The organism is Ruficoccus amylovorans, assembly GCF_014230085.1.
Classification (GTDB): domain Bacteria; phylum Verrucomicrobiota; class Verrucomicrobiia; order Opitutales; family Cerasicoccaceae; genus Ruficoccus; species Ruficoccus amylovorans.
In genome coordinates, this window is sequence record NZ_JACHVB010000020.1 from 190,665 (window position 1) to 202,381 (window position 11,717).

The 11,717-nt window shown below is 60.0% G+C and carries 9 protein-coding genes; 5 read left to right on the forward strand and 4 right to left on the reverse strand.

From position 1 onward, the window contains the following. Positions 1-34: 34 nt before the first annotated feature. The 4 genes from lipA (at position 35) to H5P28_RS07300 (ending at position 5,509) form a co-directional block, all read left to right on the forward strand. Positions 35-940, forward strand: coding sequence for a lipoyl synthase (gene lipA / locus H5P28_RS07285; RefSeq protein WP_185675045.1), 906 nt, complete (start codon positions 35-37; stop codon positions 938-940). A gap of 295 nt (positions 941-1,235) precedes the next feature. After that, entirely contained in the window at positions 1,236-1,973 is a 738-nt protein-coding gene (locus H5P28_RS07290) for a PP2C family protein-serine/threonine phosphatase (protein ID WP_185675046.1), read from the forward strand. Positions 1,974-1,986: 13 nt separating this feature from the next. Then, positions 1,987-2,298 (forward strand): molecular chaperone DnaJ, encoded by a 312-nt coding sequence (locus H5P28_RS07295; RefSeq protein ID WP_185675047.1) that lies wholly within the window; start codon positions 1,987-1,989, stop codon positions 2,296-2,298. A gap of 385 nt (positions 2,299-2,683) precedes the next feature. Then, a complete protein-coding gene (locus tag H5P28_RS07300; RefSeq protein ID WP_185675048.1) occupies positions 2,684-5,509 on the forward strand; it encodes a PAS domain S-box protein in 2,826 nt (941 codons plus the stop codon). A gap of 65 nt (positions 5,510-5,574) precedes the next feature. On the opposite strand, the gene H5P28_RS07305 is transcribed toward H5P28_RS07300, so the two are convergent. From H5P28_RS07305 to eda, 4 genes are all read right to left on the reverse strand, one after another. Next, positions 5,575-6,846 (reverse strand): Nramp family divalent metal transporter, encoded by a 1,272-nt coding sequence (locus H5P28_RS07305; RefSeq protein WP_185675049.1) that lies wholly within the window; start codon positions 6,844-6,846, stop codon positions 5,575-5,577. Between the two features lie 39 nt (positions 6,847-6,885). Further along, positions 6,886-8,460 (reverse strand): sialidase family protein, encoded by a 1,575-nt coding sequence (locus H5P28_RS07310; protein WP_185675050.1) that lies wholly within the window; start codon positions 8,458-8,460, stop codon positions 6,886-6,888. A 262-nt stretch (positions 8,461-8,722) separates the two neighbouring features. Continuing rightward, complete coding sequence (locus tag H5P28_RS07315; protein WP_185675051.1) at positions 8,723-9,814, reverse strand: sugar kinase; 1,092 nt, start codon at positions 9,812-9,814, stop codon at positions 8,723-8,725. Next, entirely contained in the window at positions 9,814-10,476 is a 663-nt protein-coding gene (eda, locus tag H5P28_RS07320) for a bifunctional 4-hydroxy-2-oxoglutarate aldolase/2-dehydro-3-deoxy-phosphogluconate aldolase (protein ID WP_185675052.1), read from the reverse strand. The genes H5P28_RS07315 and eda overlap by 1 nt, the downstream gene beginning before the upstream one ends. A 103-nt stretch (positions 10,477-10,579) precedes the next feature. Here eda and H5P28_RS07325 point away from each other — a divergent pair, with 103 nt between their 5' ends. Further along, entirely contained in the window at positions 10,580-11,614 is a 1,035-nt protein-coding gene (locus H5P28_RS07325) for a LacI family DNA-binding transcriptional regulator (RefSeq protein ID WP_185675053.1), read from the forward strand. Positions 11,615-11,717 lie beyond the last annotated feature (103 nt).

Sequence of the window (11,717 nt, forward strand, 5' to 3'; positions counted from 1 at the left end):
CCCTTCCACCTTTGACAAACGGCGGGACCCCCGCATGATTGTCCGACAATCCATGAGCGATATCCAACGCAAACCCTCCTGGCTGCGGGCCAAACTCCCGAATGGTCCCGGCTACATGGAAACCCGCCGCAACGTTGACAGCCATCAGCTTCACACCGTCTGCCAGAGCGCCCAGTGCCCGAACATGGGCGAATGCTGGAGCCGGGGCACCGCCACGGTCATGATCCTGGGCAACACCTGCACCCGCTCCTGCACCTTTTGCGCGATCCAGACCGGACGCCCGACCGAGCTCGATCTGGGCGAACCGGCCCGCGTGGCCGACAGCGTGGCTCGCATGGGGCTCAAGCACGTCGTGGTCACCTCCGTGGCCCGCGACGACCTCAAGGACGGTGGCGCCAGCGTCTGGGCCGCCACCATCCGCGCCATCCGCTACCGCTGCCCGCAGACCGCGATCGAGGTGCTTCCGGCCGACTTCCGCGGCCAGCAGGAGCATCTCGACACTCTGCTCGACGCCAAGCCCGACATTCTCAACCACAACATGGAGACCGTCAAACGCCTCCAGCGCCCCATCCGCAAGACCGCCAACTACGAGCGTTCGCTGTGGGTGCTCACCCACGCCAAGAGCCGGGGCTTTGTCACCAAGAGCGGCATCATGCTCGGCATCGGTGAGAAGGAACACGAGATGGTTGAGCTGCTGAAGGACTTGCGTGCCATCGGGGTCAACATCCTGACCATCGGCCAGTATCTCCAGCCGACCAAGAACCACGAGCCGATTGACCGCTGGGTCACGCCCGAGGAGTTCGCGCACTGGAAAAGCTTCGGCCTGGGTATGGGCTTCGACGTGATCGAAAGTGGTCCGCTCGTGCGCTCCTCCTACCACGCCGACGAGCAGAGCGACGGCTTCAAGCTGGTCGAGCGCCGCAACGCCGCCACCGCCTAGATTGATTTTTCGCGTTTTGGGGACGGGGATTCTCTCCCCCATGCCTGCCCTCCTCAGTGCCCGTGCAAAGTTAATGACGGGGATGCGTCTATGCCGTTCCTCTCTCCGGGGTGAAGGTTCGCGTCCAATCGAATCAGAGCGATAAAATTCCGGCTAAGCCCCTAGAAACAAACCATTTAACAATCGCAAAGCATCGTTGTCCGAGCGTTTCCGCCTGAGGGAATAGCTTTACAATCAGGACAGCCGGGGTATATTTACCCGAATGCCCGGAAAGTCCGACAGATCACCGGCCACTATGACAGCTCCCGCCCGCCTGACACTGCAAACCTACGGCCAGACCGACCGCGGGCTCATGCGCAGCGACAACGAAGACGGCCTCCTCGTTGATCCTGCCAAGGGCGTTTTCGCGGTGGCCGACGGGCTGGGCGGACTCCCCGAAGGAGCCATGGCCAGCGAAGTCGCCATCGAAGTACTCGGCGAATGGGCCGCGCAGCTTAATCCCGGCACGGTGGTGGATTTCGCCCCGGTCTTTGCCCGCATCAATGAAGAGGTTTGCAAGCGGGGGCGAGAGATCAGTTCCGACCTCGGGATCGGCACGACCCTGACCGCCGTCCACGTTGTCGGTGACCGGCTCGATGTCGGGCACATCGGCGATACCGCGCTCGTTGTCTTCAAGCCTGGGCAATGGCACCAGCTCACCAGCGACCACACCATGGCGCAGGAGATGCTCAACCAGCTAAACCCCGGCGAGAACGCCTACATCCCGGACTATTTCAACCACACCCTGACCCGCTGCCTCGGCCAACTCGGTAAGGTCAAGACGGACACCTTCACCGCCCGGATCGAACCGGGGGACCGCCTGCTTATTTGCAGCGATGGCGTTTCCAAAACGATGACGATGGACGAAGTTCACACGCTGATCCTCGCCGCCAACTCCCCCAAGAGCTTCGTCCGACGCCTGATCGCCCTCGCCAATGAGCGCGGAGGCCCCGACAACACCACCGCCATCGCAATTTTTGCCGAATCCGCCTGAACTCGCTTCTCTCATGAAAACCGACCTTTTGCGCCAGCGCCTGGCCGCCGACCCGCATAACCCGCTCTTCCACTTCAGCCTGGCTCAGGCTCTTTCTCAGGATGCCCAGTGGCAGGAAGCCGTCGAGCATCTGCAATTTTGCAGCGAGAGCCGCGACGACTGGATGCTGCCACGCATCATGCTGGGCAAGGCCCTGATGGAGTCCGGCCGCCACGAGGAGGCTCTCCCCTGGCTGCGAGAAGGCTTGCGTCTGGCCATTGAACAACACCATGACGACCCGGCCGAGGAAGCCCGTCGCCTGCTGGCCGAATTAGGCAAGGACTGAGTCCTTGACCTGTGATCCTGCGGATCACTGATGCCTCCGCCAACGCGGAGTCATGGGCAACGGCGTTTGTCGCCGACTCTTACGAACTCCGTGCGTTCATACGAACCTCGATTGGCTTCACTTGCACAGGGCCGGGCAGGCGAATTGCCGACTGCGGCGAGGTTAACCAAAGTCACCTCGCGCTTACTGCGTGTGGGGAAAAGATACCTTTTAGAAATGAGGAGGCCTGGCGGAACCCCAACCGCCAGGCCTCTCTAGCTTATCCCATGAGCCCAACTTGTAACACTCATTAAAATTATTAGCACCAACCATGCCAGAGCTTGCCAACGGCGCAAGAAAGCCCATATTTTTACGCACCTGTTCGAAAGCGCACCCATTTGAAGTAATGCCTAAAAAATATACGGAAAATGTCCGCATCCTGGCCGTCGGCTTGCGGGAGAGCGAATACCAGTCGATCGCCCGAAGCCTGAAAGACTTTTCCACCGATGCTGAATTCGTGGTCGCTTCCGATTGGACCGAGGCAAAAGCAGTCCTGAACGCCAGGAGCGCGCGATTCGATGTCGTCCTCGTCGATGCGGACAGAGACCGTGGCGCAGGCTGGGAGGAGTGCCGTACACTTCTCCATCGCGAGCACACCACCCCCACTATCCTGCTTGACCGTACTCCCTCCCGCGAGCGTGCCCAGGACGCCTTCAAGTCTGGCATTCAGGACTATATCGAGATCGACTCCGATGGCCGCTACCTGGTTTACCTGCCGCACACAATTGTCCGGATCGTGGATCACTATCAGGCCAAGTGGGCGCGTAAATCTGCCGAACGGGCGATGGAGCGGATTGCTGTTTCCATTACTGCTCTCTCCGGTTCGGCCTTTTTTCGGGAGTTGACCCGTTACATTACCGAAACGCTCAATCTCGACTACGCGCTTGTCGGTGAGTTCACCAGCCCGGATAAGACGCGCGTCCGTACCCTCTCCTTTTCCAGTACCCAGCCCGGTGCAGTAGCGGAGTATCCCGTCGCGGGCGCTCCCTGCGAACGCCTGCTCAATGGCGAACCCTTTATCCAGGAAAGCGGGATCTGCCAGGCGTTCCCCGAGGACAAACAACTGACCGAACTGGAGGCCGAATCCTACATCGGCCTGCCGCTGCTCAATCAGGACAAGCAGGTCAGCGGCCTGCTCTGCGTGCTCCACCGCGAGCGCATCGACAATCTTGACTTTGTCCTGCTGGCACTACGGGCCTTCGCCACCCGCGCGGAGATGGAGCTCGAACGCGAACGCACTCAGGACGCGCTCCAGCGTCAGGCCCGCATCCTGGAACAGCTGGGCGAGGCCATTATCGGGGCCGACATCAACGGCAATATCAAGTTCTGGAACCTTCAGGCCGAATCACTGTTTGGTCTCAAGGCCGGGGATGTCCTGGGCAGCAAGCTGTATCGCCTCCTGCCCGAGCCCGACGAGCAGTTCGTCAGCCGCCATTTTCTGGAGCCGCTCCTGATCCACGGCAACCATGTCGTCGAAACCCGACTCCGGCACAATGACGGCCACGTTTTCCACGGGCACCTGTCCCTTAGCCAGGAGAAAAACCAGCGCGGAGAAGTCGTCGGCGTCATCGCCTGTTGCCGGGATATCAGCGTGCGCATGCAGGCCGAAAAGCAGCGACAGGAAGCACAGCAACGGCTGGAATTTCACGTTCAGCGCACCCCGCTGGCGTTCATTGAGTGGGACTTGAAATGCCGCATCACCTCCTGGAATCCAGCAGCAGAGCGCATCTTTGGCTACCACTCCGAGGAGATCGTCGGACAGTCTTTCGCCTGGCTTGTGCATGAGAATTTCCTCCCCGCCGGCAGCGAGATTTTCACCAACCTGCTTTCCAATACCGGAGGCTTCAGCAGCACAAACGAAAACGTCACCCGCGACGGGCGAATCATCACCTGCGAATGGTACAACACTCCGCTCATGAACGAGGCGGGCAAGATCGTCGGTATCGCCTCACTGGTCAACGACATCACCGACCGCATCCGCTACGAGCAGGAACTGAAAAAGTCCAAAGAGGCCGCCGACTCTGCCAACCGCAGCAAGGACGAGTTTCTCGCTGTCATGAGCCACGAAATCCGCACCCCGATGAACTCCATCATCGGCTTCGCCGACCTCCTGCGCGAACAGACGCAGGACGAGGATCAACTGGAGTCCATCGATATCATCAAGGCCAACGCTTACACCCTGCTCGAACTCATTAACAACGTCCTCAACTACAGCCGCCTTGACTCCGGGCGAATTGTATTGGAAAACCGCGACACGGAACTTCCGCTGCTCCTTAACGAGATCGAGGAAGCGATGGGGGCCGAGGCCAGCCAGAAGAACCTGGAGCTGACTTGCGAGATCGAGGAGCACACGCCGCACCTGGTTAAGACCGATTACCTGGAACTGCGCCAGATACTGCTCAACGTTGTCGGCAACGCGATCAAGTTCACCCACCAAGGGTCCATTCGCATCACCGTGTCCGCCCGCCCCACCGCCGACAAGCCCGGCTACTGGACCTACATTTTTGCCGTGCGTGACACCGGCGTCGGTATTCCTAAAGACAAGCTCAGCACACTTTTCAAAAGCTTCAGTCAGGTCGATTCCTCCTCTACGCGCAAGTTCGGGGGGACGGGGCTGGGCTTGGCCATCTGCCGGAAAATCTGCCACCTGCTCGGGGGCGATATCTGGGCCGAGAGTCACGAAAACCGCGGGACGACTTTTTACTTCACCATTTCGGGCGAAGTCATTGCGCATAGCTCGGAGCACCCTTCGCTCGACAGTCATATGCAGCCGGACGAGCCCTTACGGATACTGCTTGTCGAGGACGAGGCCCAGACCCGCCAGCTTCTGCACGAGATCATCAGGCAAATGGGGCATGAATGCACGACCGCTTCGTGCGGCGAGGAAGCCATCGACATACTCCGCCAGCGCAGGTTCGACCTTATTTTTATGGATGTGGAAATGTCAGGCATGAGCGGGCTCGAAACCACCCACTCGATCCGCCAGGGCGACGCTGGACCGGAGAATCAGGGCGTTTTTATCTGCGCCCTCACAGCTTACACCCACGGCGACGACAAGCAGGATTGTCTCGATGCGGGCATGAATGAGCACTTGGGCAAGCCCATCCTGACCAAAAGCCTGAAATCCATTCTGTCAAAAGCCAACCAACACAAGGCGCAGGCCCGAGCGTGACAAGCAACCGGCACGACGTATCCGATTTTGGATACATGCCTGGCTGCCCCCATTGAACGGTCCCGCTACTGCGCGGACGAACCAACCAGGTCCAGCAAGCTGATAGCCGCGATGTAGGAAATGATCAGAGCGAAGGCGAAAGCCACCGCCAGCCCGGTATTAAGCAACCATCCGGCCCGGTGACGTCCCATGAGGGATTGTTTATTCACGAGCGCCGCGAAGATGACGATGACCAGTGGCAGTATGAAGACCTGCGCGATCTGGGTGAGTATTTGGGCAACAATCGGGTTCGCACCGAGAATCGGTACTGTCAATCCCAGCAGGCAAGCCACCGCGCACAGCGTGCGAAACATCGGACTGCGGCTGTCGAAGCTTCCGTTCCGGTAATCGCTGATTAGCAGCGGAGCGACCATGCAGATCGGAAAAATCGAGGAGAGCCCGGCGCTCAACGTACCCAGCAAAAAGAGCGCCACGGCAAAGCGTCCGGCAATCGGCTCCAGCGTGCGTACCATGTCGAGCACGTTGTTTATCTCCAGCCCACGACTGTGCAGCGCGCCCGCCGCGCAGGCCATGATCGAGCCGCTGAGCACGAACATCAGAGTCACCCCGGTAATGGCGTCCAGCCGCTGATGCGAGAGGTCTTTTTGCGTCCACCCCTTCGCCTTGACCAACAACGGGCGCACGACGAAAGTCGGTGCCGCCATGGTCGTACCGACGAAGGCGGCAATCATCAGCGTGGCCCCCGGCACCTGCGGCACGCTCGGAATCAGCCCGCCAACGAACTCCTCCGCCGGCGGCAGCACCACAAACATTGACAGCAGGAAAGACAGCCCAAGCAGCGCGACGAAGAGTACCAGGATTTTTTCAAAAAAACCATACCCGCCATGCCAGAGCAGGCCGTACATCACGAGCATGACCGCAGCTGCTATTCCCAGCACCGGCCAGTAAAACTCATCCCCCAGCCCCGGCATGAACAGGCGCGCGCCCTCATACACGGCACTCGATGAGAGCCCAACCAGTCCCGAGAGGCAGAACCACTGCCCGGTCACCACACCGATAACCATCAGGATGGCCAGCCACTTGCCGCCGGGTAGGTGTTTTTTGCACCCGTAGGCGGCAGTCTCTCCCGTCACAAGGGCATAGCGACCGGCAGCCTCCATCAATATTCCGGAAAAGATGCAGCTCAACGCGAGCACCCAGAGCAGTTCCATGCCGAACTGGCTACCCGCTTTGGCCATCGAGGTTACGCTACCGGTCCCGAGCGTATAACCGATGGCGAAGATGCCGGGGCCGACAGACAGGAGGATTTTACCGAGACGGCTGAATACGCTTGGCATAATGGGATAGTTCAGGGGTTGGGGTAATATCCGGCAGACTTATTCGGCCAGAAAGAGCGGGACGGCCCACGCGCCGATGTTGATTTTTTCTCCTGCCTCGCAGTGTTTCTGGTAGAGCGTGCAGTAGTTCTGGGCCAACTTCGGACCAAAAAGCTGGAACTCCGGCAAGGCGACGGCCTTAAAGCCCTGCGCCTCCAGCGTGGCACTCTGGCTGTCTTTGTTTCGGTTCGGCCGCGGAGTCAGAAAGTAAAGCATGCCGGCCTGCTCGCAGACGAGCTCCTTGCGTCCCCCCAGTGGCACGCGAACAAGCTGAAACCCCCGAAGCGCGTCGGGTGTATCCATCATTGGATACGCGCGGTCGGTAAATATCTTTATCCCCGGGGCACATTCCGCCGTTTCAAGGCCGCCCAGTGCAAACGTACCCGCCGGAGCTTTTATCAAGGCCGCGCCTCCGGCGTTGGAGGAAGGCTGTTCGCCAGGAGCAGGTTTCTTCGGCTGGCCACCGCTGCCCTTGCTGATGAGCTGGCGCAGCTTGACCTCACCGCTGACATTTTCACCAGCCATCGCGTCTTCTTCACGGAATGAGGCTAAGAGAATTTCACGCTCCCCGGTGCGGCTGAAGTCGTAGGTGATGGTGATCGTGCCGTCCGGCCCCTGCTGTCCGTCCGGATAAGAAATGGTCTCGCGCTCGTCGAGCAGGAGCCCGTCTGACCAGGTGCGGCCGTCATCGGTGGAGATGAAGGCCATGAGGTGCGAGCGACCGGTCTTTTCACTGATCGGGCCGTGTTTGACCAGCAGGAGATTTCCGGAGTCAAGCCGGTGGATAAAGAAGCGCGAAGAGGTGTGAGCGATGGCGGAGGGGGTCAGCTCCGGCCAGGTCTCACCGCGATCCGTCGAGATGCTTTCGCCCATCCCGTACTTTGTCCGGGCGAGCAGCCAGAGGCTGCCATCCTCGCGCTCGACAAACATGTGCTCATCAAATGAGCGAACATCCTTGGGCACGTTGCACGCACCGCGTACAGACCAGGTCTTGCCCCCGTCGGTCGAGACAACCATGCGCGCGCTGTCGTCCTGCGTGCGCCAGGTGGAAACTGGCAGCACCCACTCGCCGGTCGAAAGCACGAGCGGCTTACACATCATGACCCCGTCTGTCCAGCGGACGGGCTGTTCGTACGAGGGCTCGGGATCTTCGGGGTTGGTGATTTTCAGCGCCCACACGCCGCTGATCGCACCATTGTGCCCGAGGGTCTGCGCCCATATCCAGTAAAGGTTGCCGTCGGGGGCGAGCCAGATCTCCGGATCAAAGGCGCGCACCGGGCCTTCGGCGTCCGGATCAGCCACAAGGACTTCCTTCCAGGTGGCACCGTCATCACCGCTGGTCGCAAGCACGACATAATTATTATCATCCTCAGCCGGAGTCACTCCCGCGTACCAGGTGGCCCAGAGCCGCCCGCCCGGCGTGACAGCCAAACTGGAAACCATTGTCACGGCCCGGTTGTTTACCGCCCGCGAGGCATCCGGTGCTCCGAGAAATTGTGGCGGATCATCCTGCTGACCTGAAGAAATATGGGTGGCAACGAGCATTAGGGCAATGGGAACAAGAGTACGGATCATAGGTGGGATTTATCTCGGAGGGTTAGGACTTGGTTATTAGTCTCCAGCTCTGTTCAGCGGGATGATGGAGGAAGTTTTCAGGGATGGCAAATACACGAAATGAAAGGAGCTGCTGGTGTCCCGTTAGCTTAGTTCCTGATAAAAATATTTTCACCGCAGAGGCGCAAAGACGCAGAGTGACCTCTGTATCCACGAAGTTTTTTGTGCTTCATGTGCCTTTTTGTGGCCATTAACATTTGTTAAGAACTTGGCTAACACGACACTAGCGGACGACACGGCCCGATCCATTGCCTTTCATCAGAGCTTCAACTTCGGACCGAGTGGTGTAATTAAAATCTCCCTTGATTGAATGGGCCAGGCAAGACGCGGCTACGGCAAAGGCGATGGCATCGGCGTCCTCGGGGAAGTCACCCGAATGCAAGGCATAGACCAGACCGGCGGCGAAAGAGTCTCCCCCACCCACGCGGTCCACGATGTCGCGGATCTCGTAAGGACGGTAAGCTCCATCCCTGACAGGGGAAAAACTGGCCCGCTGGCTCGCGGTATCGTAGAGCATCGCGCCCCAGTTGTTATGGCTGGCGGAGATGCTTTCGCGGAGGGTGATGGCGATTTTCTTGATATTCGTGAATTCGGCGGCTATGGCGGCGGCGACTTGCGGGTACTTGTCGGCGGCGACTTCGCCAGACTCGACATCTGTATCCGCGGCATGGATACAAAGCACATTGGCAGCGTCTTCCTCGTTGCCGATGAGCACGTCCACATAAGGCAGGATCGAGCGCATGGTTTTCTCTGCCAACTCACGGGCCGGGCAACCCGGCTCCCACTGCCAGAGCTTCTTACGGAAGTTCAAATCACACGACACGGTAAGTCCGGCGGAGCTGGCCTGCTGCGCGGCAAAGCGGGCCGCCTCCGCCGCCTGGGCCGAGAGTGCCGGGGTGATGCCGGAAATGTGCAGCCAGCCCGCGCCCGTTAAAATATCTTCCCACGCATAGCTCGAACCGGGTGTGAGCGAGACCGATGAATACCCCCGATCGTAAATGACGTTGCTTGGACGCTGGTTCGCCCCGGTCTCGACGAAGTACAGCCCCAGCCGCCCCTCGTCGGTGCGCAAGACATGTTCCACGCCCACTCCGAGTCCGCGCAAGGTGCGCAGGCAGGCATCGGCGATCGCGTGCCTCGGCAGGGCCGACACAAAGGCGCTCCTGCCGCCCAGCAGGCTGATGGACGCCGCCACATTGGCCTCGGCTCCGGCGAAGGTCAGGTCCAGCTTACCCGGACAGGCCTGGCTGAAACGGTAAAACTGCTCCGGGGCCAGACGCCCCATGATTTCTCCAAAACAAACAACGGTCTTCATTATGATTGGCGATTCTGTTTAACGGTATCTACGGCTACCCGGGCACGAGCGGTGATTTCGGTCCAGTCTTCCGCCTCGATCAGGACCTTCGGCGCTATCCACGAGCCCCCGATGGCGAGCACATTCGGGTCGGCAGCGTAGGGGGAAATATTGTCCGCCGCCAAGCCTCCGAGCGGTATGTATCGCAGCCCCAAATGCTGGTACGGTGCAATCATGTTGCGCAGGTACTTCAGGCCACCCGAAGGCTCGGCGGGGAAAAACTTCAGCACGTTGCAGCCAAACTCCAGCGCCGCCTCGATGTCGCTCGGCGTGACAATGCCCGGCCCGAAAGGTAAATCAACCCCGGCGGCGGCTTCTAGCACACGGCGGTTTGTCCCCGGAGCAACGGCAAAGTCCGCTCCGGCTTCGCGCACCCGGGCGACCTGTTCGGGGAGCAGGACAGTTCCGGCACCGACCAGCATCTCGGGCGCGTGACGGCGAAGCACCCGAAGCGCTTCCAGGGATCGGGGCGTACGCAGGGCCAGTTCCACCGCATTCACTCCGCCTTCACGCAAGGCATCAGCCAGCGGGGCGACGTGATTTTCGCTTTCGAGCACGATCACGGCGACAATGCCGGTGCGGGTTATTTTAGCCGACAGTTCAGGGCTGAATACGGAACTCATAAATTTTCAGAGGTAAGGCAAAGCCAACATTGTGAAAACACTGACAGATAACGACTCCGACGTTGACGGGACAAAGCCTATTGCATGTTATGATAACAGAAGCATGCCGGAATCTCCCCCAATCAGCCTGAAGCAAATCGCCGACGAAGCCGGTGTTTCCGCCATGACGGTATCGCGTGTATTGCGAAAATCACCACAGGTTAGCCCCGACACACGGCAACGTGTCCTCCAGGCAGCCGAACGCCTGGGCTACAGACCCGATCCGCATGTGACGCAGTTGATGGAGCATGTGCGACGCAGACGACTGACCGGCCAACGTGCCACGCTCGCCCATGTCTATGACCATCCGGCGGCGGCCACCGACATCCACAACTACGTCTCACTGGAGCACATCCGCGCACGCGCCGACGGGCACGGCTATCGGGTGGATTCTTTTCGGCTCGGGCCGGGCGGAGTCAGCGCCCGGCGGCTGAGGGATATCCTGCGCACGCGGGGCATCCGTGGCGTGCTGCTCTCCGTCAACGCCTTGGCTCGCACGAGCACGGAGCTTGACTACTCGGAACTGGCCACGGTGACATTTGGCTTTGGGCTGGACGGGCCTTCCCTGCACCGCGCGAGCACGAATGTCACACAAGGCATGCTCGATATTTTCGTCCAACTGGAAAGCCGCGGTTATCGCCGGATTGGTATGGCGATAACGCCCTGGGCGGACCAACGTGCCGGTCACACTTATTCAGGTGCCCTGCTCCACCACCAGCAATCCCTGCCCGTCTCTCGCCGCCTGCCCATGCTGCTGCTGTCCTCTCCCGAGCAGGAACAGAACCGCTTGAGCTTCGAAGCTTGGATGCGCAAGCACCGACCGGACGTACTCATCAGCGTGCATGAACCGGTCGTGCACTGGCTGCAAAACCTCGGGCTAAACCTGCCCAAAGACATCGGACTGCTCGTGCATGACTGGCTGCCGGCCATGCAGGGGCTGGCAGGGATGGATCACCGTCGCCCGGAAGTCGCCGCCGCAGCCGTGGATTTATTGGCCGCGCATCTCCAGCACCACGAATATGGCCTGCCCGAAGTCCCGCGGCAGATTTTGATTCCGCCCGCCTTTATTGAGGGCGCCAGCCTGCGCCCGGTCACTTGATGCTCGGTCGTCTTTTACAGGTGAAGTGATTGCCTTGGGGCTGGAGGCCTGCATCTTCTCGCGCTCTTTACTGGCCTCGGGATCGATGTCGCAATGAACACGC

What these genes read in the sequence shown, in the direction of transcription:
- lipA (WP_185675045.1), top strand. Translation starts at nt 35, where the DNA reads ATGATTGTCCGACAATCCATGAGCGATATCCAACGCAAACCCTCCTGG.
- H5P28_RS07290 (WP_185675046.1), top strand. Translation starts at nt 1,236, where the DNA reads ATGACAGCTCCCGCCCGCCTGACACTGCAAACCTACGGCCAGACCGAC.
- H5P28_RS07295 (WP_185675047.1), top strand. Translation starts at nt 1,987, where the DNA reads ATGAAAACCGACCTTTTGCGCCAGCGCCTGGCCGCCGACCCGCATAAC.
- H5P28_RS07300 (WP_185675048.1), top strand. Translation starts at nt 2,684, where the DNA reads ATGCCTAAAAAATATACGGAAAATGTCCGCATCCTGGCCGTCGGCTTG.
- H5P28_RS07305 (WP_185675049.1), bottom strand. Translation starts at nt 6,846, where the DNA reads ATGCCAAGCGTATTCAGCCGTCTCGGTAAAATCCTCCTGTCTGTCGGC.
- H5P28_RS07310 (WP_185675050.1), bottom strand. Translation starts at nt 8,460, where the DNA reads ATGATCCGTACTCTTGTTCCCATTGCCCTAATGCTCGTTGCCACCCAT.
- H5P28_RS07315 (WP_185675051.1), bottom strand. Translation starts at nt 9,814, where the DNA reads ATGAAGACCGTTGTTTGTTTTGGAGAAATCATGGGGCGTCTGGCCCCG.
- eda (WP_185675052.1), bottom strand. Translation starts at nt 10,476, where the DNA reads ATGAGTTCCGTATTCAGCCCTGAACTGTCGGCTAAAATAACCCGCACC.
- H5P28_RS07325 (WP_185675053.1), top strand. Translation starts at nt 10,580, where the DNA reads ATGCCGGAATCTCCCCCAATCAGCCTGAAGCAAATCGCCGACGAAGCC.